Annotated in this window: 20 protein-coding genes; 6 read left to right on the plus strand and 14 right to left on the minus strand. The window is 72.0% G+C overall.

Annotation, left to right across the window (positions count from 1 at the left end; genetic code table 11):
• Positions 1-437, minus strand: a 437-nt coding sequence (locus P1V51_24765; GenBank protein ID MDF1566268.1) for a hypothetical protein, incomplete at its 3' end; no start/stop codon positions are given.
• A gap of 171 nt (positions 438-608) precedes the next feature.
• Between P1V51_24765 and trxA the strand changes: the two genes are divergently transcribed.
• A complete protein-coding gene (trxA, locus tag P1V51_24770) occupies positions 609-938 on the plus strand; it encodes a thioredoxin (GenBank protein MDF1566269.1) in 330 nt (109 codons plus the stop codon).
• A gap of 4 nt (positions 939-942) precedes the next feature.
• On the opposite strand, the gene rodA is transcribed toward trxA, so the two are convergent.
• The 4 genes from rodA to mreC are packed head-to-tail and all read right to left on the minus strand — an operon-like array spanning position 943 to position 5477.
• Positions 943-2055 (minus strand): rod shape-determining protein RodA, encoded by a 1113-nt coding sequence (gene rodA, locus P1V51_24775; protein ID MDF1566270.1) that lies wholly within the window; start codon positions 2053-2055, stop codon positions 943-945.
• Positions 2052-4073: a penicillin-binding protein 2 gene (mrdA, locus tag P1V51_24780; GenBank protein MDF1566271.1), complete on the minus strand. Its 2022-nt coding sequence runs from the start codon at positions 4071-4073 to the stop codon at positions 2052-2054. The genes rodA and mrdA overlap by 4 nt, the downstream gene beginning before the upstream one ends.
• A gap of 5 nt (positions 4074-4078) precedes the next feature.
• Positions 4079-4600 carry a hypothetical protein gene (locus P1V51_24785; GenBank protein ID MDF1566272.1) on the minus strand — a complete coding sequence of 174 codons (522 nt, stop codon included), beginning with the start codon at positions 4598-4600 and terminating at the stop codon, positions 4079-4081.
• Positions 4601-4604: 4 nt separating this feature from the next.
• Positions 4605-5477: a rod shape-determining protein MreC gene (gene mreC / locus P1V51_24790; GenBank protein ID MDF1566273.1), complete on the minus strand. Its 873-nt coding sequence runs from the start codon at positions 5475-5477 to the stop codon at positions 4605-4607.
• An 85-nt stretch (positions 5478-5562) separates the two neighbouring features.
• On the opposite strand from mreC, the gene P1V51_24795 reads away from it, so the two are divergent.
• On the plus strand, positions 5563-7134 hold the full coding sequence (locus P1V51_24795; GenBank protein MDF1566274.1) for a SurA N-terminal domain-containing protein: 1572 nt from the start codon (positions 5563-5565) through the stop codon (positions 7132-7134).
• A 112-nt stretch (positions 7135-7246) separates the two neighbouring features.
• On the opposite strand, the gene P1V51_24800 is transcribed toward P1V51_24795, so the two are convergent.
• The 3 genes from P1V51_24800 to asd are packed head-to-tail and all read right to left on the minus strand — an operon-like array spanning position 7247 to position 9149.
• The gene (locus P1V51_24800) at positions 7247-7906 is read right to left on the minus strand and encodes a hypothetical protein (protein MDF1566275.1); all 660 of its coding nucleotides are present in this window, start codon (positions 7904-7906) and stop codon (positions 7247-7249) included.
• Positions 7906-8307, minus strand: coding sequence for a hypothetical protein (locus P1V51_24805; protein ID MDF1566276.1), 402 nt, complete (start codon positions 8305-8307; stop codon positions 7906-7908). The genes P1V51_24800 and P1V51_24805 overlap by 1 nt, the downstream gene beginning before the upstream one ends.
• Positions 8304-9149, minus strand: a complete 846-nt coding sequence (asd, locus tag P1V51_24810) for an archaetidylserine decarboxylase (protein MDF1566277.1) — start codon at positions 9147-9149, stop codon at positions 8304-8306. The genes P1V51_24805 and asd overlap by 4 nt, the downstream gene beginning before the upstream one ends.
• A 197-nt stretch (positions 9150-9346) precedes the next feature.
• Between asd and P1V51_24815 the strand changes: the two genes are divergently transcribed.
• Genes P1V51_24815 through P1V51_24825 form a run of 3 tightly spaced genes read left to right on the plus strand, consistent with a single transcriptional unit; the run spans position 9347 to position 15809 of the window.
• Positions 9347-11971 (plus strand): SdrD B-like domain-containing protein, encoded by a 2625-nt coding sequence (locus P1V51_24815; GenBank protein ID MDF1566278.1) that lies wholly within the window; start codon positions 9347-9349, stop codon positions 11969-11971.
• The gene (locus P1V51_24820) at positions 11971-14037 is read left to right on the plus strand and encodes a hypothetical protein (protein ID MDF1566279.1); all 2067 of its coding nucleotides are present in this window, start codon (positions 11971-11973) and stop codon (positions 14035-14037) included. Before P1V51_24815 ends, P1V51_24820 begins: the two co-directional genes overlap by 1 nt.
• On the plus strand, positions 14034-15809 hold the full coding sequence (locus P1V51_24825) for an ATP-binding protein (protein ID MDF1566280.1): 1776 nt from the start codon (positions 14034-14036) through the stop codon (positions 15807-15809). The genes P1V51_24820 and P1V51_24825 overlap by 4 nt, the downstream gene beginning before the upstream one ends.
• A gap of 16 nt (positions 15810-15825) precedes the next feature.
• Here P1V51_24825 and P1V51_24830 read toward each other — a convergent pair whose 3' ends face one another.
• Together P1V51_24830 and P1V51_24835 are read right to left on the minus strand one after the other, a co-directional pair.
• Complete coding sequence (locus P1V51_24830) at positions 15826-16779, minus strand: glutaredoxin family protein (GenBank protein ID MDF1566281.1); 954 nt, start codon at positions 16777-16779, stop codon at positions 15826-15828.
• The gene (locus tag P1V51_24835) at positions 16776-17237 is read right to left on the minus strand and encodes a hypothetical protein (GenBank protein ID MDF1566282.1); all 462 of its coding nucleotides are present in this window, start codon (positions 17235-17237) and stop codon (positions 16776-16778) included. Before P1V51_24835 ends, P1V51_24830 begins: the two co-directional genes overlap by 4 nt.
• Positions 17238-17319: 82 nt before the next feature.
• On the opposite strand from P1V51_24835, the gene P1V51_24840 reads away from it, so the two are divergent.
• A complete protein-coding gene (locus tag P1V51_24840; GenBank protein MDF1566283.1) occupies positions 17320-18246 on the plus strand; it encodes a hypothetical protein in 927 nt (308 codons plus the stop codon).
• Between the two features lie 130 nt (positions 18247-18376).
• On the opposite strand, the gene P1V51_24845 is transcribed toward P1V51_24840, so the two are convergent.
• The 4 genes from P1V51_24845 to P1V51_24860 form a co-directional block, all read right to left on the minus strand.
• Entirely contained in the window at positions 18377-19543 is a 1167-nt protein-coding gene (locus tag P1V51_24845) for a PEGA domain-containing protein (GenBank protein MDF1566284.1), read from the minus strand.
• A 26-nt stretch (positions 19544-19569) separates the two neighbouring features.
• Positions 19570-20832, minus strand: coding sequence for a Stp1/IreP family PP2C-type Ser/Thr phosphatase (locus tag P1V51_24850; protein MDF1566285.1), 1263 nt, complete (start codon positions 20830-20832; stop codon positions 19570-19572).
• Between the two features lie 32 nt (positions 20833-20864).
• The gene (locus P1V51_24855; protein ID MDF1566286.1) at positions 20865-21851 is read right to left on the minus strand and encodes a hypothetical protein; all 987 of its coding nucleotides are present in this window, start codon (positions 21849-21851) and stop codon (positions 20865-20867) included.
• A gap of 78 nt (positions 21852-21929) precedes the next feature.
• Positions 21930-22413: hypothetical protein (locus P1V51_24860; protein MDF1566287.1), on the minus strand; the 484-nt coding region annotated here is incomplete at its 5' end.

Genomic DNA, 22413 nt, shown 5'->3' on the forward strand with positions numbered 1-22413 from the left:
GCCGCGGGCGCGGCCTCGACCGCCGGCGCGGCGGGGATCGGCGCGGGCGCCGCCGTCGGCTCGATCGCCGGAGGCGCCGCCGCGGGGGGCACCTCGACCCCCACCGCGGCCGCGCTCGGCGGCGGCGTCGTGTTCTCCGGGAGGGTCACCCGGGCCACGAACCCGTTCTGCACCTCGTAGGCCACGTCGTCGACGATCACCGAGTCGGCGTAGTGCTCGCCGCCCGCCCCCTCGACCTGGGCGATGGTCTTCACCTTGCCGATCAGCCCGGCCGAGTCGGCCTCCTCCCCCAGGAGGCGCACGAAGCGCACCGCCGGCTCGAGCACGTAGGAGCGGCGGTCCCCCCGGATGGTCATCACGTGACCCGAGAAGTCGATCTTGCCGGACATCATCCAGCTGTCGAGCATCTCCTGGGCTACGAAGAGGAAGTCGGACATGGTGCTCCCTGAAACTTTCCGGCGGACGTGTACGGGCGCCGACCCGCGTCGAGGTCCCATCCTATCCACGCACGCCCGGAAAGACAGCCTTGACCGACACCGCCGGTGGGGTAGAACCGCCCTCCCCGTCCGGCGCCGGAGCGCCGATCACCCCGACCCAGGAGAGCACCCATGGCAGGCGAGCACGTCCTCGAGTTCACCGATAGCAACTGGCAGGCGGAGGTCGTCTCGTCGGATCAGCCCGTCCTGGTCGACTTCTGGGCTCCCTGGTGCGGCCCCTGCCGCGCCATCGCCCCCCACGTCGAGGCGCTCGCCGCGCAGTACGCGGGCAAGGCCCGGGTCGGCAAGGTCAACGTCGACGACAACCAGCAGGTCGCCGGCCAGTACGGCGTCCGCAGCATCCCCACCGTCCTGGTGATCAAGGGCGGCCAGGTCGTCGATCAGGTCGTCGGCGCCGTCGGCAAGGACAAGCTCGACGCGATGCTCTCCGCTCAGCTCTAGGCTGCTAGAAGCGGTAGCGTCGCAGGCCGACGTTCAGCAGTAATCCCAGCATCGCCAGCACGGTGACGATGCTGGAGCCGCCATACGAGAGCAGCGGCAGGGTCACGCCCACCACCGGGAGCAGCCCGGTGACCATGCCGATGTTCACGAAGATGTGCCAGAAGATCAGGGCGGCCCCGCCGATGGCGAGGAAGACGCCGAAGCGATCCTTGGCCGACGCGGCGACGCCGATGATCAGCGCCAGGAGCAGGGCGTAGAGGAGGAGGAGCAGCACCCCGCCGGCGAAGCCGTGCTCCTCGGCGAAGACCGAGAAGACGAAGTCGGTGTGCTGCTCGGGCAGGAAGGAGAACTGGGTCTGGGTCCCCTCCCCCCAGCCCTTCCCCCAGGTGTCTCCCGAGCCGATGGCGATGGTGGACTGGATGTGGTGGTAGCCCGCGCCCTTCGCGTCGCCCTCGGGATCGAGGAAGGCCGTCACCCGCCGCCGCTGGTAGTCCTCCAGGAACCACAGCCAGGCCGAGCCGGCGACCACCAGGCCGCCGACCACCCCGACGATGAGGGCTCGCCGGTGGACCCGGGCGAAGAGCACCATGGTCCCCCCCACCGCCAGGATGAGCAGCGAGGTGCCCAGATCGGGCTGGCGCACGACCAGCAGGACCGGCAGGCCCAGGAGCAGCGCCGGTACGAAGAGGCGCCGGAAGCCGTAGCCTTCCCGGGGTTCGACGTCGTCGTGGTAGAAGCGCGCGAGCGCGAGGACCACCGCGACCTTGGCCAGCTCCGAGGCCTGCAGGCGGACGGGCCCGAAGACCAGCCAGCGCTGGGAGCCCTTGTGGACGTTGCCGACCAGCAGGGTGAGCACCAGCAGCACCAGCACCAGCCCGTAGAGGGGATAGGCGGCGTGGAGGAGGTGCCGGTAGTCGAAGACGCAGAGCAGCAGCGCGATCCCGAAGCCGAGGCCCAGCCAGGCGCTCTGGGAGACCCAGACCTGGGTGTGGGCGGCCTTCGAGGCCGAGGCGAGGTTCCACAGGCCGATCAGGGCGATGATCACCGTCGTCCCGAAGAGACCCCAGTTGAAGTTGGCGAGCACCTTCTGGGAGGCGCCGTCGGAGGCGAGCTTCATCCGTGCACCAGCCCGGCCTCGGCGCCGAGGGCGCCAGGGGTGTGGCCGCCCTCGGGCGGGCGGAGGAGGCCGGCGGGCGGCTCGCTGTCCCGGCTCCGCGCGGGGGCGGGCTCGTCGGCGCCGGCGCGCTGGGCGGCGTCGAGGGCCTTGAGCTCGAAGTAGCGCTGGATGACCTTCATCGCGGTGGGGGCCGCGCCGCTGGAGCCGTGTCCGCCGTGCTCGTTGAGCACGACCACCGCGATCTCGGCCTGCTCCACCGGGGCGAAGGCGGCGAACCAGGCGTGGTCCCGCTCCTCCCAGGGCAGGTCCTCGGCCTTCTCCCGCTCCTCACCGAGCTTCACCACCTGCGCGGTGCCGGTCTTGCCCGCCACCTCGACGGTGAAGCCCTCCCGGCGGGGATAGCGGTAGTAGGCCGTGCCGCCGGGCTCCATCACCACCGCCCGCAGCCCCGCCCGCACCGCCGCCAGGTGCTCGGGATCGACCACCATCTTCTGGCGGACCTTCGGGGCGAAGCTGCGCAGGGTCTTCCCCTGCGCGTCCTCGATCCGCAGGGCCAGCTGCGGCTGGTAGACGGTGCCGCCGTTGGCGATGGCGGCGTAGGCCATGACCAGCTGCAGGGGCGTGACGTTCACGTCCCCCTGCCCGATCGAGGTGTTGAGGGCGAAGCCCCGGGTGTAGCCGTCGGGGCTGACCCGGTCGTGGTAGGCCACGTCGGGGATGATCCCGGGCACCTCGTGGGGGAGCCCACACTCGGTCTTGCTGCCGAGGCCGGCGGCGCGCGCCCACTTCGCGATGGGGTCGATGTCGATCCGATCGCTCACCCAGTAGAAGTAGGTGTCGCAGCTGTGCTGGATGGCGCGGTTCAGAGAGGTCGTGCCGTGGCCCGCGGCCCGCCAGCAGCGCCAGCGCCGGCGGCCCATGCGGTAGCCCCCGTTGCAGTGGGTGGCCTCCTCGGTGCCGATGCCCTGCTCCAGCGCGGCCAGCGCGGTGAAGACCTTGAAGGTCGAGCCCGGGTGGTAGTGCTGCTGGATGGCGCGGTGGAGCATCGGCTCGAGGGGGTCGTCCCGCAGCAGGCGCATCTCGGTGCGGGTGATGCCCGCGGTGAGGCGGTTGGGATCCGGCGCGGGCCGGGAGAGCATCGCCCGGATGAAGCCGGTCTGGGGATCCACGACGACCACCGCGCCGGCGCGGCCGGGGAAGACCTCCTCGAGGGTCTCCTGCAGGCGGGCGTCGATGGAGAGCACCAGGTTGTGGCCGGGGACGGCGGGCTGGATCCGCTCGGCCTCGGGGATGAGGGCGATGACGCCCTCGTCGGTCTGGAGGCCGGCGAGGCGCCGGCCCTTCGCGTCGACCACCACCTTCTCGAGGCCGTCGGTGCCGCGCAGCTCGTCCTCGAAGATCTCCTCGAGGCCGCTGCGGCCGATGCTGTCGCCGAGGCGGTAGTCGAGGCCCCTCTCCTGAGCCCGCTCGAGCTCGCGGGGGCCGATCTCGTTCATGTAGCCGAGCACGTGGTAGAGCGAGGGCCCGTAGCGGTAGTGCCGCCGCGGCCGGACGTGGATGTCGACGCCGTCGAGCTCGAGGCTGTGCGCCTCGGCCCAGTCGAGGGCGTCGCGGCCGACGTTGCGCGCGACCCGGATCGGCCGGAAGCGCTCCAGCCCCCGGGCCGACGCCACCTTCTCGGCGGCCTGCCGCGAGATGCCGGCGGGCAGCTGCAGCCCCTCCTCCAGGTGGCGCAGGGTCGCGTCGGGATCCTCGCAGAAGGCCGGGGTCAGGAAGACGTCCCAGGCCGGGCGGGCGTCGGCGACGATGGTGCCGTTCGCGTCGAGCACCATCCCCCGATCGGCGGCCAGGGGGATCTCCTTGACGACGTTGGAGCGGGAGCGGGCGGCGAAGTACTCGCCCTGCGCGACCTGCAGCAGGTAGAGCCGGACCCCCAGGATGAGGAAGGCGGCGTAGGCCACCCCCAGCACCCAGACGTAGCGCGATCCGTAGTCCCGGCCCTCGCCGGTGGCGGGCATCAGGCTCACGAGAGCCAGACCTCTCCGCCCTCGGTGGGCGCCCCGACGACCAGGCGGTCGAGGAAGCCGGCGAGGGAGTACACGAGCGGCGCCAGCGCGGTGGCCAGCGCGATCTCCACCCCGTGGCCGAGGAGGATCACCGAGGTGGTGGCGGCCTCGAGGCTGGAGCTGGCCCAGAAGACCAGGGCGAGCACGGCGAAGCGCACGGTCTCGGCGAGGCCGGCCACGACGACCACCACCGCGGGGACGGCGTCCACGGCCTGGGTCGCGTAGCGGACGAAGAGGAAGACCACCACCCCGATCCCCACCGAGAGCCCGGACGGGGTGCCCGCGAAGACGTCCCAGAGGTAGCCGATGCCCGCGGAGGCGAAGGCCCCCTCGACCGGGCCGGCCCGGACCCCCAGGTAGAGGATCAGGCCGAGGAGGAGCCCGGCCCCGAAGGCGCGCACGCCGAGGGCCGCCAGCAGCGCCGACTCGAGGGAGCCCAGGACGATGCCCAGGGCGAGGAAGAGCGCGACTCGACGCATGATCCTAGGGGCTCTCCGCCCCTCCCTCGGGGCCCGTCGCCAGGCCCGCGGGGGCGATCGTGTCCGCGAGGATCATGACCTCGTCGAGGCGGGCGAGATCCACCACCGGGATCACCTTCGCGCTCTGGAAGAGGCCGTGCTGCCCCCGGGTGACGCCGGTGACCCGCCCCACCGGCAACCCCTTGGGGTAGATGCCCCCGGTGCCGGAGGTGACGAGGAGATCGCCGTCCACGATGTCGTCGGTCCGCAGCGCGTTCTCGAGCACCGCCTCGTCGAGCGCCCCGGTGCCGCGCACCGTCACCCGCGCCCGGGAGCGGACCACCTGGGCGGCCACCGCGCTGTTGGGGTCGGCGAGGAGGAGCGTGTCGGACCAGCCCTGCCCCACGGCGACCACGCTGCCCACCACGCCCTCGGGCGCGACGACCGGCTGATCGACCCGGATCCCGCCCTCCTTGCCCCGGCCGAGGCGCAGGGTGCGGGCGAGGGTCGGCGTCACCCCCACCCCGATCACCGGCGCCACGATGGGCGGCAGGCCGTCCTCCCGGCTCAGATCGAGGAGGCGCCGCAGGCGGGTGTTCTCGACGGCGATCTCCTGGCTGGCGTCGACCTCCCCCTGGAGGCGCAGGACCTTCCGCCGGAGCTGCTCGTTCTCGTCCTCGACCCCCACCAGGTAGACATAATTGTGGAAGAGGTCCTGGACCCCCTCCACCGTCCAGACCACGGCTCGCTGGATGGGCGAGGAGAGCCAGAGGACGGCCCGATCCGCGGCATTACGCTTCCCGGGCGCCTTGCTCCCCGCCGTGAAGAGCAGGAAAGGAACGACCAGGAGGAGCACCACGACGGTGAGCTCGCGATAGCGGCGCAAGAGGGCCCACATGGGTCTTGAATCTTCAGGGTGCCGCGAGTAGCTTGTCAAGCTCTCAAATCCCCAGAACTAAAGAGATTTACCCAGGAGAGTGCCGATGCTCGGCAAGCTTCGCGACCCCCGCCAGAACGTCGTCTTCAAGTACGTCATCTACGCGGCGCTCGGCGCGATCATCATAGTCTTCGCGATTTCCTTCGGCCCCGGCAGCTACGCCCCCAACACCCAGGGTGCGCAACAGGCCGCCTTCGTCGAGGGAGAGATCATCACCGCCGCCGCCTTCGAGCGCGCCTACGCCCAGTACCTCGAGCGCTACCGCAGCCTCACGGGCCAGCCCCTGAAGCGGGAAGAGGCCGAGGCGATGGGGATCCGCAAGACGATCCTCGACGGGCTCATCGAGCGCGAGCTGGTCGCCAAGGCCGCCCTCGCCCAGGGCATCCGGGTCTCCGACGCCGAGCTGAAGAAGACCATCACCGAGATGGACTTCTTCCAGGTCGAGGGGAAGTTCGACCCGGAGCGCTACAAGCAGATCGTGAACAACTACTTCGGGCTGCCCCGCGCGAAGTGGGAGGCCCAGCTGCGCAAGGACCTCCTCGCCGAGAAGATGCGCCTCGCCCTCAAGGAGTCGGTGAAGATCTCTCCGGCCGAGGTGAAGGCCGCCTACCTGCGCGAGAACGACAAGATCGACCTCGAGTACGTGCGGCTCTCCCCCTTCCAGTTCAAGGGCGCGACCCAGGCCGACGAGGCCTCGATCGACGAGGTGCTCGCCAAGCGCAAGGACGAGGTCGAGGCCTTCTACGAGCGCAACAAGTTCCGCTACAGCCAGCCCAAGCGGGTGCAGGCGCGGCACATCCTGATCAAGTTCGACGCCGCCGGCGGTGACGCCGCCAAGGAGACCGCCCGCGGCGAGGCCGAGGCCCTCCTGGCGAAGGTGCAGGCCGGCGAGGACTTCGCCGAGCTCGCCAAGGCCCACTCCCAGGACGACGGCAACAAGGATCGCGGCGGTGACCTGGGCTGGTTCGGCCCCGGCGCCATGGCCAAGCCCTTCGAGGAGGCGGCCTTCGCCCTCGAGGAGGGGCAGCTCTCCGGCGTCGTCGAGACCAAGTACGGCTTCCACCTCATCAAGGTGGAGGGCGTGCGCCCGGCCGAGGAGAAGCCCCTGGCCGACGTCGAGCGCGAGGTCGCCGGCCTGGTCATCGATGACGATCTGGCCAAGCAGGCCGCGAAGGCCAAGGCCGAGGAGATCCTCGCCGAGGCCCGCACCGGCAAGACCCTCACCGAGATCGCGCCGCCTCCCACGGCGCCGGCCGAGGGTGAGCCCGCGGCGCAGAAGCCCACCCACACCGCGAACAGCACCGGGCTGACCGCCCTGCAGGGCTCCTACGTGCCGGGCATCGGGCGGGACGACGACCTCGCCGCCGCCGTGAAGGGCTTGAGCGCCGAGAGCCCCCTCCTCGACCGCGTGGTCGAGGTCGGCGGCGCCTTCTACGTCGTGCGCCTCAACGAGCGGCAGACCCCCGACCTGGCGAGCTTCGAGACCGAGAAGGGCGCCATCGAGGAGCGCCTCCTCGCGGCCAAGCAGCGCGAGGTCGAGAAGGCCTGGGTCCAGGGCCTGCGCGACAAGGCCGACGTGCGGCCCAACGACGCGGTCCTCCTCGGCGGGTCTTCCTGAGCCGGGGGGAGCGTCCTGCTCCCCCCGAGCCCCCCATCTCACCCCGAGGTCCAGGGGACCGCTGCGCTCCGCCGGCTGGGCGCCGCCTGAGCGCGCTTCTGCCGCAGGTGAGTCACTTCACCTTCGGGGGCGGCGGGTAATGCTCCTCGAGCTTCTCGAGGAGCTTCTCGGCGCGCGCCTCGTCGAGGCCCGCCGCGACGCCGGCCGCGACGATGGCCTTGCGCTTCGCGCCCGTGCCGGCGACGTCGTCCATCGGGATCACCGCCCGGGTCTCGTCGAGATCCAGCTCGGCCCCGAGCTTCGGCTCCATCAGGAGGCGCTCGTTGAGGCCCTCGGTCCGGGGGACCGGCTTGCCGTCCCGCGCCACGGTGAAGAGGGCGTAGGGGCCGCAGAGGTTCCGCAGCTTGCCCGGGTGCGCCACCAGCTCGAGGAGGGCCCCCTCCTCCCCGAGATCGCCGCGCCGGCTGGCCGCCCGCAGGGTGGCCTCCAGGTCGCCGGCACCGATCTGCAGGGGCAGCTCCAGCTCGACCCGCCGCACCGGCCGCTCGCCGGGGACGAGGACGTTGCGCGCCACGGAGTAGTGCACCTCCCGGTGCTGCATCCCGGGCCCGCCCCTGGCCGCCGCGTCGCCGGTCTTGGCGAAGGAGAGGAAGTCCTTGGCGGCGGAGGAGACCTTGTTGCTCGCGGCCCCGCCGCCGCCGGAGTCCCCCTCTCCGGAGGGGCAGCCCAGGAGGGCGAGCGCGGAGAGGACGATCAGGGAGAGCCTTCGCATCACTGCACTCCTGTCAGGTCGAGCGCGAGGCTGCCCTCGGCGCCGCTGTAGTCCAGGCGGATCGTCCACTCGCCGGCGCTCGAGGTGATCGAGGCGGCGGCGGCCGGCGGTCCGGCGGCGGTGGCGCTCTCCCGGTAGGCCTGCAGGCCGTCCGGGGAGGTGAGCGCCAGGGAGACGCTGCCCGCGCCGAGCGCGGTGCCGCTCCAGTCGACCCAGACCCGATCCCCGCTCACCGACCAGACCTCCTCGCGGTTGCCGGAGGCGTCGTTCAGGGTCGCCTGGAGCGAGTAGGCGTTGGGGGAGTTCTCCACCACCAGATCCTCCAGGGCCGGGGGCCCGCAGCCCACCGCGGCGGCGGCCAGGAGCGCGGCCAGGGGCGCGACGGCGACGAGGGGCCTCACGAGGCCGGGCTCCCGATGCGCTGGCCCAGGCGGATGGGCTGCCCGGGCGCCAGGCCGGGATCGAGCGCGCCGTGCTCCTTCGAGAGGAGGAGCACCACCGTCGAGCCCATCTCGAAGATCCCCAGCTCGGCGCCCCGCTCGAGCGCGCGCCCGTCGTCGTAGCGGCGCGCCACCGGCGGCCCCGGCACGTTGGTGACGATCTCGTCGAAGCTCGCCCGCATCCGGCCCACGCAGGTGGCCCCCACCATGGCGACGCAGACCGCCCCGCGATCGCTCTCGAGGAAGGTGAGCAGGCGCTCGTTGGCCACGAAGAGCTCGTCCAGGGTGTCCACCGCGGCCGGGAAGACCGGCCAGAGGGTCCCCGGCACGTGCACCGCCTCGCTGATCCGGCCGGCCAGCGGCGCGTGCACCCGGTGGTAGTTGCGGGGGGAGAGGTAGATCGTGAGGAAGTGACCCTCGAGGAAGGGCACCTCCCTCCCCTCCCCGCCGAGGAAGCGGTCGAGGGGGTAGGTGCGCCCCTTCGCCTGGATCAGCTGGCCGTCCTCGATGCGGCCGAAGGCGCCGACGGTCCCGTCGCAGGGCGAGACCGGCGTGCCCGGCCCGCCCTCGATCTCGCGGGCGCCCGGCTGCAGCTCCCGGATGAAGAACTCCCCGAAGGTCGGGAAGTCGGCGGGGTCCCGGGCGATCTCCCCGGTCTCGATCCCGTAGAGCTTCACGAAGGTGCGGATGGAGAGGCGGTGCATGGCCCGGGGCCAGGGCCCCCGCACGGCGCCGCCGACGGCCCGGGAGAGCGCGTTGCGCGGGAGCACCTTCAAGAGGGTCAGGGCGAGCCTTCCGTTCATCGCCTGGATGGTAAACCAGAGATCATGATTCCCGAAGAGCCGCTGGCGCCGCGGCCCGGCGCCCTCCCCAACTCCGATTCGGTGTACGCTTCCGTCGGAAGGGCAAAGGGCGGTATTCACGACCAGGTCGAGGAGGTGGTCGTCCTGGCGTCGGGACCGGAGGCCTGTAGGGGCGAATGATGGGAACCTCGCAGACGGTGAGACGGAGGCGCACGAAGGCAGCCTCTCCCTGGGGACTTTCCCTGGCCCTCTGCCTGCTCCTGACCCCGCTGGCCGCCTCGGGCCAGCAGCGGACCTACGACCTCCGCCCCCTGGAGCGGGTGCGCAACCCGCTGGTCGGCCGGGCCGATCTCGCCGGCCGGGTCTTCGAGGATCTCGACGAGAACGGCCGTCACGACGCCGGAGAGCCGGGGATCGCCGGGGTGATGATCCGCCTCGGTGACGGCCGCTTCGTGATCACCGACGCGACCGGCCGCTATCAGTTCAGCGAGCTCTCGCCCGGGCAGCAGAGCGTGGCGATCACCCGGGGATCCCTGCCCACCGGCGTGGCGAGGGCCCCGGCCCCGCGGCTGATCGAGCTGCCTCCCGGGTCGGTGCGGACCCTCGACTTCCCCCTGGTGATCAAGATGGAGGCCCTCCAGGTGGGCCAGCCCGAAGTGCGGGGTCAGGCCCTCTTCCTGGCGCTCGAGGAGCTGCCGGTGAACGTGGTTGGCAACGCCACCGATCTGCAGGCGCTGGTCAACGGCGCCCGCCTCGCCTTCCCCGCCGTGGACGTGGAGCTCTCCGGCTTCTCCCGCGGCGGCTTCGTCGACGCCGCCGAGCCGAGGGGGGCCGCCTTCCAGCCCTCGACGACCTCCCGCGAGACGCCCGGCCGCTGGACCCTGGCCGTCAGGGACAGCGAGGCCAGGGTGGTCCTCGAGACGAGCGGCGAGGGGCAGCCCCCGCGGAAGATCGACTTCGAGGGGAAGGACTCGGCGGGCGCGGCCCTCCCGGCCCCGGCCGGCTACACCGTGCAGCTCTGCCTGAGCTACGCCGGCGACGAGCGCAGCTGCAGCCCCTGGCGGCCCTTCGGGCTCACCACCGGCAAGGGCCGCAAGATGCAGCGGCCCGCCCTCGACGTGCCCCCGGGGGACGCCCTGGCCGAAGTGAACGGTCAGGCGGCGACCCTCGACAAGGACGGCTCCTTCATCTCGCCGGTTCGCCTCGGCGCCGAGGCGCGAACGATCCGGGTGCGCCTGCGGCGGGCGGACGGCCGCGAGTCCTCGGCCTCCATCGAGGTGCCCGCCTTCGTGGTGGAGAGCCCGGGCGCCGAGACCCGGATCACCTGGGGGAGCGAGGAGCCCCCCCTGATCGCGCCCGAGCGGCCGGCCGACGGGGACCTGGAGGTCCACCTGAAGCTGGGCGTGAAGGGGGCCCGCCGGGCCCAGGTCGGCAACGACGATCTGAAGCTGAAGGACGGCGTCGCGGATCACGTCATGAAGGTGGGCAACAAGGAGCGGCGCCTGGAGCTCTCGGCGATCGGTGAGGGCCAGGTCAGCACCCTCTACGAGCTGCGCGCCTGGTGGAGCGACACCCGCCCCGACGGCCGGGCGATCATCGATCAGCCGGCGATCCCCCAGCTCTACTGCGAGCTGCCCATCGAGACCTCGGTGCTCAACAGCCCCTTCCTGCGCATCCGGGGTCACACCGAGCCCGGGAACCGGCTGCAGGCGGGCGCGAAGGCCATCACGGTGGGGAGCGACGGACGCTTCGACACCCTGGTCGAGATCGCCGAGGGCGACCTCCTGCTCGAGGTGACCAACCCCGAGGGGACGGTGGGCACCATCAAGCGCAGCTGGCCGGTGGAGAGCAGCAGCCTCACGCCGGGCGCCACCCTCGAGCTCGCCCCCTTCGGGCGCGCCCTCTACTCCCCCACCCCCGGGGTCTCCCCCGAGCTGCGCAAGGGCCTCCAGGCGACCGGCAGCGGCTACGGGATCTACTCCCTGCAGAGCGGTCTGCGCCTCTGGGGCGGCGCCGGGGTGCAGACCGAGGACCGCCCGCTCCCCGCCGAGGGAGAGCCGGGCCTGGCCTGGGGGCGGGCGGACGCCCGCCTGGGCGCCGAGGGCGGCCTCGGCAAGCACCTGGGCTTCGCCCTGGGCTACCAGGGCGCCTTCTTCCTGGGCGGCGACGCCGGGCTGCCGATGCGCCACGCGGTGGACGGGGCCTTCGGGCTGGAGAGCCAGGCCTTCGACGCCCTCCTCGACGCGGGCCTCCTCCAGGGCGCCCGGGACGACAGCAGCAGCTTCACCCTGGTGGGCGGCGGCCTCGGTGTGCGCTTCCGGGCCACCGAGGGCCTCGACCTCCGCGCCCGGGTGGGCGGGCGCGTGAGCGCCGCCGGGGGCGAGGGAGAGGTGCTCGACGGCGCGCTGCAGGCCACCTTCCGCTCCCGCGGCGGGCTGCTCGCCTCGCTGCGCTACGCGCACGTCGAGGACAACCGGGACGTCGAGCCCGAGGCCGCCGGCGACGTCGTCCATCTCTCCCTCGGCCTGCCCCTCGGCCAGAAGCTCCAGCTCTCGGCCACCCTCGGGGCCTGGCTCGTCAGCGGCGCGATGACCCTCTTCCAGGCCAGCCGCCTGGAGCTCCTGCCGACCTCCAGCTTCCTCTTCGCCCTCGACTTCCGGCTCCAGTCGCAGCCCGAGCTCACCGAGTACCTCGGGCGCGCCGAGCTCTCCTACCAGCCCAGGCCCTGGCTCCGCCTCGGGCTCGTCTATGCCTACGTCGCCGTCACGGGGGGAGTGGAGCACAGCTCCCGCCTCCAGCTGCGCCTACAGGTGGTCTACTGATGCGTATCTTCACCGCGCTCCTCGCCCTCCTCTCGGCGCTGGTCGTCCTGGCCGGCTCCTACTGGTTGGTCTTCCTCTTCGACTCCACCGGCTCGAGCACCGATCAGGTCGCTCACCTCACCGGCGCCTTCAACCAGGTCGAGTCGCGTCACGCCCAGGAGCTCTCCTTCGAGGACGCGATCGTGGGCGACGGTCTGAAGGAGGGCGACGTCATCCGCACCGGGATGCGCTCCCGGGCGGTGGTGAGCTACCTGGCCGGGCTGACCCTGAACGTCGATCCCACCTCGATGGTGGTCATCACCTCTCCGAGCATCGACGAGGAGGGCCTCGCGGTGCAGGAGGTCCGGGTCGAGTCCGGCACGGTCTCCGGTGACATCTCCGGCGGCCGCCGGGTGGTGCGGATCCTCGACGCCCAGGGTCAGGTGGCGGCCCGCCTGATCTCGAACACCGAGGGCAGCGAGCGCCTGCGCTACCGCTTCCGCCGCTCGCAGGACGGCCAGGCCGAGGTCTCGATCCTCTCCGGCTCCGCCGACGTCGACACCGGCGGCGAGACCCTGCGGGTGAAGGCCGGCCAGGCGGTCTCCCTCCCGGCGGCGGGCCCCGCCCAAGTGAAGGCCCTGCCCCCCTACCCCCGCAGCCTCCGGCCCGGCGTGGACGAGCGCATCACCCCGACGGCCGCCGAGCCCAAGGTCCAGCTGGGCTGGGAGGCGGTGCCGGGGGTCGAGAGCTACCGCGTGCAGGTCGCCCGCGGCTTCGGCTTCACCGACCTCGCCACCGACGCTACCGTCGATGGCACCACCTACTCGATCGCGCCCGACGCCGCGGGCAGCTGGTTCTGGCGGGTGGCCTCCATCGACGCCGAGGGCCGCCAGGGCGAGTACGGCTTCGTGCGGCGCTTCTTCCTCACCGAGGTCTACAAGGCGGGCGGCGCCCCGCCGCCGGTGGTCGAGGAGTCGGCGCCGGAGGAGACCGAGGAGATCGTGGAGGAGGAGCTCGCCACCGAGGAGGAGTTCGATCTCAAGGGCCAGGTCCTCGGCAAGGGCCTCGCCCGCCAGGCCGAGGGCAAGGGCTCCTTCAAGCCCATCAGCGGCAAGGTGAAGCTCTCGGCCAAGGACGTGCTCAAGGCCACCCAGGCCACCGGCCTGAAGCTCGGCAAGGGCGCGGTCCTCGGCGCCCAGGCGGACAGCCAGATGGTCCTCGCCCGGGCCGGCAACAAGGGCGGCCGCCGGGTGGTGGTGGTCGAGCTCCAGTCCGGTGAGATCACCGCCGACCTCTCCGGCTCCAGCTCCTCCATGGCGTCGGTGGTCGTCGAGAGCCGGGGCACCCGGGTGAGCATCGACGGCACCGGCGACCAGGGCACCAGCGCCCGCGCCGAGCGCCTCCCCGATGGGCTGCGGGTCATCTCCGAGCGCGGCACCGTGCGCGTGCGCAGCGGCGGCATGACCGAGGAGGTGCCGGCCGGCTTCGCGGTGCTGGTGCCCTCCAACGGCGCCCCCGGCGCGCGCGTCGCCATCCCGGCCCCGCCCATCCCGCGGACGCCGGACAACAGCGCCACCTTCATGACCCTCGACTCGCCCCCGGCGGTCGACTTCGAGTGGTCCCCCGTGCCCGAGGCTTCGGGCTACCAGCTCGTGATCAGCTTCGATCCCGACGGCACGGCCCCGGTCTACGCCCAGATGCACGACAAGATCCGCTACGCGAACCGCGGCCTGCGTCCGGGCAAGTACTACTGGACCGTCCGCGCGGTGAGCCCCGAGGGGGTGAGGGGTCGGCCGGGCCCGACCTACAACTTCTCGATCCTCAAGGACAACAAGCCCCCGAAGGTGACGATCTCCTCGCCGGGCGACGGCCTCACCGTCGACACCGCGAAGGTGACGGTGAAGGGTCAGACCGAGGCCGGCGCCAAGGTGAAGATCAACGGCCGGGAGCTCTCCGTCCAGGACAACGGGCAGTTCTCCACCGACGTGAACCTGACCCCGGGGCTCAACCAGATCGTCATCGAGGCCGTGGACCCGGCCAACAACGTCACCTTCAAGAACCTGAAGGTGCGACGCGAGGGACCGTGAGCCTACAGACCAAGCTGTTGACCCTCTCCGCGGCCTTCATCCTGGTGCCCATGGGGGTGCTGGCCTGGATCGGCGTCTCCTACCTGCAGGAGGACAAGCGCGCCTTCGTCCAGCTGCTCGGCACCGAGAGCACGCCGGTGATCGCGCGGGCCGTCGGCGCCAACCTCGAGGCTTTGACCTCGCGGATGGAGGCCATGGGCGAGGTCGCGACGGCGCCCTACCTCAACCCCCGCAGCCGGGTGACCGCCACCGAGACCCTCTTCGCCGGCAGCGGCTTCTTCGCCCTGCGGGTGAAGCAGGCCGAGGAGCGGGTGGCCGATCTGCGGGTCGATCCCGCCAGCCTCGGCAAGAGCGGCGAGGTGATCCTCTCCGGCATCGATCAGGCCGCGCCGGCGCTGCCCTCCGGGGAGACCGTCGTGGAGAACGTGAGCCGGCTCCCGCAGCAGCCGGTGGCCCGGGTCCGGATCTCCCGCCGCGCCTCGGTGGGTGAGATCGAGGTCGAGGCCCTCGTCGACGGCCGCTGGATCTTCTCGCCCTCCCCGGCCTCCACCCTCGACACCTGGGTGGTGGACACCAATGACCGGGTGCTCACCGCCCTGGAGGCCTCCCGGGTCGCGACCCAGGAGGACGCCTCCTCCCTGCCCCCGGTGCTGGCGCTGCGCGAGGGACGCACGGGCTCGGTGGCCTACGACCGCGGCGGCACCAGCCGCATCGGCTCCTACGCCGCGGCGCCCCTCGGGGGCCTGGGCGTGGTGCAGGACCTGCCCTCGGACTCCATCGCCCAGGCCGTCGCCTCCCTCGGGAGGAAGGTCGCCCTCATCGCCCTCATCGCGATCGTGGCCGCCCTGGGCCTGGCCTTCCTGGTGGCCCGCGGCGTGAGCCGCCCGGTGATCCTCCTGGCGAAGACCGCCGAGCAGATCGGCCAGGGAGAGCTGGACGCCTTCGTCCCCCAGGTCGGCAGCGGCGAGCTGAAGAAGCTCTCGGTCGCCTTCGCCCAGATGCAGCAGGGCCTGGCCGAGCGGGATCAGCGCCTGATCGAGGCCCAGGAGGCCCTGGTGCACTCCGAGAAGATGGGCGCCCTCGGCCACCTCGCCGCGGGCATCACCCACGAGGTGAAGAACCCCCTCTCGGGCATCCTGGGCTACGCCCAGCTGGCCAAGAAGCTGGCGCCCGAGGGCTCCCCGGTGATCTCCCACCTCGAGACCATCGAGAAGGAGAGCCGGCGGGCCACCGAGATCCTGGGCAAGATCCTCTCCTTCTCCCGGCGCGAGACGGGCCAGATGGAGCCCCTGCAGCCCAACACCATCGTCGGCGAGTCCATCAAGCTGGTCGCCCACCCCCTGCAGATGGCCCACGTGCAGGTCTCGGTGGGCTTCGGGGAGGGCCTCCCCGAGGTGATGGGCGAGCTCTCCGGGCTGCAGCAGGTGCTGATGAACCTCTGCCTCAACGCCGCCGACGCGATGAAGCCCAAGGGGGGCCGCCTCGAGCTCACCACCAGCAAGGCGCCCGACGGCCGGGTCGTGATCTCGGTGAAGGACGAGGGCCACGGCATCACCCCCGAGAACCGGCAGAAGCTCTTCACCCCCTTCTTCACGACCAAGAAGAAGGGCGAGGGCACCGGCCTCGGGCTCTCGGTCTCCTACGGCATCGTGCAGGCGCACCAGGGTGAGATCCGGGTCTGGAGCGAAGAGGGGGTCGGGACGGTCTTCTACGTCTACCTGCCCCCGAAGGAGCGCTTCGTGCCCCCGAAGCCGAAGCCCGCGCAGGCCTAGCGGCGCGCGCCAGAGCTCAGCGCAGGTAGCCGTGGCGCTCGAGGAGGCGCCGCAGGCCCTTCTCGGACCAGCCGCCCATCAGCTCGCCGTTCACCTCGAAGACCGGCACCCCGCCCAGCCGCATCCGCTGCTCGGCGGCCTTCTTCGCCAGGGCGATGGTCGCCTCCGGATCCCGCTCGATGTCCTTCTCGACGAAGGCCACCCCCTGCTGCTTCAGCCAGCGCTTGGCCTTCTTGCAGTAGCCGCACCAGCGGGTGGAGTAGACGATCACGCCCTCCCCGCCCGCGGCCGGCCGCCGCTCCCCGGCCCCCGCCGCCACGGGGGTGCTCCGCGGCGCCTCGGCCCTCGCCTTGGCCAGGGCGGCCATCAGGGTGGCGACCTCGGTCCGGGCCGCCGCGTTCTCCTCCAGGCGCAGCTCGCAGCGCCCGGTGAGGGTCTTCGCCTCGGCCTTCGGCGCGGCGGGCGCGTCCGAGCGGGCGAAGGCGCGCCCGGCCTCGGCGCAGGCCTCCCACTCGCCCTCGGCCGCGAGGAGGCGCAGCTCCCAGAGCTGGCCCTCGGAGTCCCCCGGGTGGGCCTCGCGCAGCTGCCGCATCCATTCCAGGGCCGGGTCGAACTGATCGAGGCTCCGGGCCGAGGCGATGCAGGCGAGCAGCGACTCCCGGTGCCGGGGCGCGACCTTCAGGGCCCGCTGACAGAGCTGCATCCCCAGGAGGGCGTCCCCGCCCTCGTTGGCCAGTCGCGCGGCGGCGGCCAGGGGATCCGCCGCCGTGGCGGGCAGGGGATCCAGATCCAGGCTGCGGAGGAGGACCTCCTCGGCGTTCTTCGCCTCCAGGGCCGCCTGCAGGGGCTTCAGGGGGTCATCGCCCGCGCCGGCCGGCCGGGCCATCAGCGCGAGGGCGAGCAGCCCCGCCGCGATCGGCGCCGCCGTGCGGGAGAGCGGTCGCGGGGCGCCTGCGGCCCCCCGCCTCAACCGCCCGCGACCTCGAAGTCCGCCTCCCGGCGATCGCCGGCGCGGGTGTCGATCACCGTGACGTGGATCGGCCCGACCACCGTCTTCTCGATGTCGTAGGAGAGCTCGTTGCACCAGCTGTTGTCACCGCAGATCGAGGGAGCCTCGCCCCGCTTGCCCACCACGTCGAGGACGATCATGCCCCCGTCGTCCACCACCACGTTGATGGCGTCGAACTCGGCCCGCCCCGGCGTCGAGCGCCGGATCGTCACCACCACCTGACCGCCCAGGGGCACCGGATCGTCCGGATTGCGGCGGCTGTTCAGGATCTGATCGTGCGAGCGGTAGCCGATCTCGGTGGTCTCGGCGGCCAGCTCGGAGGGGGCAGGACCTTCCTCGTCGATGAACTTGCGGGACTGACCGCCGGAGCAGGCCAGGCTCGGGAGCAGGAAGAGGGCCAGGAGCCATGAAGTTCGCACGGCCGAAAACTAGCACGAGGCCTTGCATCCTCCCAAGCCTCCCGGTTACGCATTCCCCTCCCCCAGCTGGAAAGGAACGGGCATGCATCCACTGCTGAAGACCCTCACCGTGGTCATCCTCGTCGGCGCGGCCGGCGCAGGCGGTATCTGGTACTACACCACCACCACCACGCAGGCGGCCTACACCGAGGCCATCCAGGATCTCCAGCAGCAGTGGACCGAGCGCCTCGGCACCATCCGCGGGGTCGACGATCCCCAGCGCTACAAGGAAGAGATCCACGCCGGTCTCAAGTGGTACTTCTCCGAGCTCAACCGGGTCTACAACCGCTACCCGGAGCTCCACGACGTCGACAAGGCGTGGAAGGAGATCGAGCTCAACAACGAGAAGGGCCACATCCAGACCAACCAGATGGAGGACTACCGCGAGTTCTTCGAGTACGCGAAGGGCGTCTTCGACACCCTCGAGCGCGGGGAGTTCGTGCCGAAGATCAACGCCGAGGCCGAGAACCTCCACCTCGACATCTACTCGGTGAAGCTCGCCGACTGGGAGGGCGCGCCCCGCCTGAAGATCGACTTCATCCTCTGGGGCGCCCCCCGCCGGGTCGAGACCAAGAAGACCGCCGCCGGCACCGTGAAGAAGGTGAAGGTCCCCCTCTCCTTCTCGCGGATGTTCTTCCAGTTCCTCGACGCCGAGGGGAAGGTCCACGGCGAGATGGCCGGCAACACCGGTGAGCCCACCATCAAGATCACCCACCCCGAGCGCTGGATCGAGGAGTTCCCGGCCCAGGCCGTCCTCGGCTCCTGGTGGGTCGAACTCTTCCCGCCCGAGGCGGAGAAGGTGATCTGGGAGATCGGCCTCTCCGGCACCAGCGACGCCGGCAACCCCTACAACGCCCTCTTCAAGTGGGAGTTCCCCGTGCCGCCGCAGTGGAAGACCGCCGGCGACTGGGGCGGGACCGAGACGGTGATGCCGGAGGAGTACATCAACCGGACCGAGACCACCGAGTAGTCCTCGGAACGGCCGTGTACGTGCACGTGGACGGGTACGTGCACGGCCTCCGCGCTACCTCGCCGGTCGTAGACGTACACGTACCCGTCTACGTCCACGGGTTCTCCCGTGGACCCAGCGAAGCGAAGAGCTAGAAGCTGACCCGCAAGCCCAGATAACTGGGCCCGACGAGCAACCGCGCGCTCGCCTCGGGCTTCTTCTCCGCCGCCGGCGCCTGCGGCTGGGGTCCGCCCTGCAGCAGGTCGATCACGACCAGCCCCGCCCCCGCCGCCAGGCCGATGCCCGCGGTGAGGTAGAGGGCGTTCGCGGTCTTCCGATCGCTCTGGTAGCTCTGCCAGTCCGCGCCATCGAGGGTGGCGTCGGGGCCCCGCCCCTCGTCCTCCCAGCGCTGGGTGAACTCGCCGGAGGTCTTGTTGGCCCGCGCCACGAAGACGACCGCGCCACCCGCGGCGAGGAGCCCCGCGCCTCCGACGCCGACCCCGGCCCAGCGCAGGACGTGGGAGCGCGGCGGCGGCGGCGCGGACGGGTCGGTGACCGCCGCGGGGGGGGTCTCCGGGGTCGGGGTCACCGCGACCAGCGGGGGCGGTGGCTCCTCCCGGTAGATCACGCCGGAGACCGAGGAGCCCTCGAGATCGACGCTGACCACGCTGGTGCGCTGGAAGCGGACCTCGACGAACTTGTCGAAGTCGCTGAAGCCCTTGGAGACGATCTTCAGGGCGTGCTTGCCCGGTGAGAGACCGTGGATCGGGCCGTCCAGGGGGGTCACCCCGACGCTCCGGCCGTCGATCTGCACGTCGGCGCCCGCGACGGGGACCTGCAGCTCGAGCTTGCCGACGTAGAGGTCGGGTCGCAGGAGCTGATAGGCGGCGCCCCTGATGCCGTCGATGAGGACCGTCTCCTCGCCGCCGATGGTCTTCTGGACCCGGCCGCGATCCTGGCCGCCGCCGTCCACCGCCTTGAGGGTGATGTTGTAGGACTCGCCCAGCGCCGCCACCACGCCGTAGACGGCGACCGCGGCGCCGAGCTTGGTCGCGAAGGGGCCGAGGCAGGCCGGCTTGCCGTCGCAGCCGATCTCGTCCGCCGCGGCGCGGGTGGCCGGGATCTCGACGAGCTCGATGCCCGGGACCCGCTCCATCTCGCCTCGCAGCACCTCCTCGAGGCGCCCGAGGGTCTCGAGATCGAGGCCCAGGCTCTTGAGGGGGTGGACCGCGACCCGGGCCGAGGCGGCCTCGGCCTCGGCGGCGGACGCGGGCGTCGAGGGGACGAGCCCCACCAGGCCGAGGAAGGCCAGGAGCAACGCCCTCCCTCGCCGGCCGGCCCGCATCACTCCTGACCGAAGGGGGTCGGGGCCCGAGCCGCCAGCTCCGACTTCGCCCCGGAGAGCTCCTCGTTGGTGGCGCGCAGGCGCTCGCTCAGGATCTGCAGGAAGGCCCAGAGGAGCTTCACCGCCAGGAGCGAGTCCCGCCGCAGGAGCGTGAAGAAGTTGTCCCGATCGATGATGAGCAGCGTGCTCTGCTGAACCGCCACCACCGTCGCCGAGCGGGGCGAGGCGTCGATCAGGGCCATCTCGCCGAAGTGGGAGCCAGCCCCGAGCTGGGCCACCGGGGTCTCCCCCGCCCGGACCTCGGCGCCGCCGCGGAGGATGACGAAGAGCTCCTCGCCCGCCTCGCCCTCGGTGATGAGGGTCTCCCCGTCGACCGCGGTGCGGGTCTGGACGATGGAGAGGAGCTGGATGAGCTCCTTGTACTTGAGGTGCTTGAAGAGCGGGATGCGCCGCAGCACCTCCATCCGCTCCTCGACGTCCGCCTTCTCCGGCGCGGTGGCCTCACCCTCGACCTCGAGGATGATGGCCGTGATGTTGTCCTTGCCGCCGCGGTGGTTGGCGAGCTTCAGCAGCTTCTCGGGCAGCTCACCGGCCGTGCCGGCGCCCAGGAACTTGGCGTACTCGTCCTCCCGCACGTAGCCCGAGAGCCCGTCCGAGCAGAGGAGATAGCGATCGCCCGGGAGCAGGTCGGTCAGGAGGGTGTCGACCTGGACCGAGCGCTGATAGCCCACCGAGCGGGTGATCACGTTCTGGAAGGCGGCGCGCTTGGCCTCCTCCTTCGAGATCAGCCCCTGCTTGAGCTGGGCGTTGACCAGGGTGTGATCCTCGGTCAGCTGGTAGGCCTTTTCGTTTCGCAGGAGATAGGCACGAGAGTCGCCGACGTGGCCGATGATCGCCTTGGAGCCAGCCTTGAGGATCAGCACCGTGGTGGTGCCCATGCCTCGCTTCTCGGCCTGGGACTGCGCGAGATCGAAGATCTCGGCGCAGGCCAGGTGGATCGCCTCCTCGACGATCGCCTGGCACTGATCCCGCAGGTCGAAATCGGCTGGATCCGCCGCGTAGGCCTCCAGGACGTCCCTTCGCGAGGCGACGTGGGCCTGGATGACCTCGACGGCCTTGGCACTCGCGACCTCACCGGCCGCGTGTCCTCCCATACCGTCGGCGACGATGAAGAGGCCCAACTCGCTGTCCACGAGGAAGGCATCCTCATTGTGCTTCCGCTTGCGGCCGACGTCGGTCTCTCCGTAGGCGGAAAGCTGCATGCGGGCACCTTAGAACGGCGTTCGAGATGGGGTCAACGCTTCCCTCGCACCTGCGCGACGAGCCCGGGTTTCAAGGCCGAGACGGCCGGATCCTCCAGGAGGGGCCGCCGGTAGAAGTCGCGGCTGCCCGAGAAGTAGGCGGCCCGGGCGAGGTTGTCGATCGCGTCGGCCACCTGCCCCCGGCGGGCCAGGAGGTAGGCCAGCTCGAAGAAGAGCTCGGGGGAGTGGGGATGCTCGGTCAGCGCCTTGCGCAGGTGGCGCCCGACGAGGATCTCCTGCAGCTCCAGGTTCAGGGCGTGGCTGAAGAAGCGCAGGTTCACCTTCGCCCAGAGCGCCCGCACCGCCGGCTCGGCGAAGTCGCTGGTGGCGGCGGCGGCCTTCAGCTGCTGGCGGGCCTCCCGGGCCCAGCGGTGGCGGCTGCCGTCCTTCGCCAGCTGGGCCCGCAGGAAGGCGACCTGCCCCAGGTAGGCGGCCACCAGCCGGGGCGCGATGCGGCCGTTGGTCCAGGAGGGCAGCGAGCGCAGGATCGTCTCCGCCCGGTCCAGGTCACCCCCGTAGAGGGCCGCGAGGAAGGCGTGGGTGCCCAGGGAGGCGAAGGCCTGGTCCAGCTCGGCGCTCTGGCCGGGCTCGCAGAGGGTCTCGACCCCGGCGAGCTCGCCGGCCCGGAGCCGGGTCACCGCCTCGCGGATCGGCCCGGGCAGCGCCGAGAAGTCGGGATCCCGCTCCGGGTCGAAGTCGGTGGCGAGCACCCAGCTCACCGGCTCCCCCAGCAGGGGCTCGCCCACCTCCAGGAGCTCACCCTGGCGGGGGGGCGGCTCCTCGTCCTCGCCGGGGGCGCCGGGGCGGCCGGCCCGGTAGAGGGTCTCCAGCTCGTCCAGGAGGGCCCGGTGGTCGAAGCCCTCGAGCCAGACCAGCGCCAGCCCCTTGCGCGCCGCCCGCAGCCGCTGCCAGCGCTTGAAGAGGAGCACCCCCAGCCCGTAGAGGAGGGCCAGCAGGACGATGGTCAGGCGTCTCGACATGGTCTCACGGGTGCGTTGGACCCCGCCGGGGGCCCGCCGGTTCCCTTCGGGCACCCCTTGTAGACGAGAAACGCCGGCCTACGGAAGCACGGCGACGTCGCCCCGGGCTCCCTCGAAGGCGGCGCTCGCGCCCGCGCCGCCCTGCCCGGCCCGGCCCCCGTCCACCCGCAGGCGGCTGCCCTCGAGGCGCAAGGAGGCGCCCTTCAGCTCCAGGAGGCCGCCGCCGCCGCCCCCGCCGGCGCCCCCGGAGGAGGCCGCGCTGCAGCTGCCGCCCTCGCCCCCCGCGGCGAGGATCCGGCCCGAGAGCTGGAGCAGACCGGTGCCCGCGTCGAGGCTGATCCGGCCTCCGCTGCCTCCACCCCCGGCGCCCCCCGGGCTGCCGTGGCGGACGCCGCCGCCGGCGCCGCCGCCAGCCGCCAGGTCCCCGTCCAGGACGAGGTCGGCGCCGGAGAGGCTCACGATCTCGAGGCAGCCGCCGCCGCCCCCGCCGCCGGCGCCCGGGCCGCCGGGCGAGGCCGAGCCGTCGCCGCCGCCACCGCCGCTGCCGCTGCGGCTCCCGCCG

The organism is Deltaproteobacteria bacterium (assembly GCA_029210625.1).
Lineage (GTDB): Bacteria > Myxococcota > Myxococcia > SLRQ01 > SLRQ01 > JARGFU01.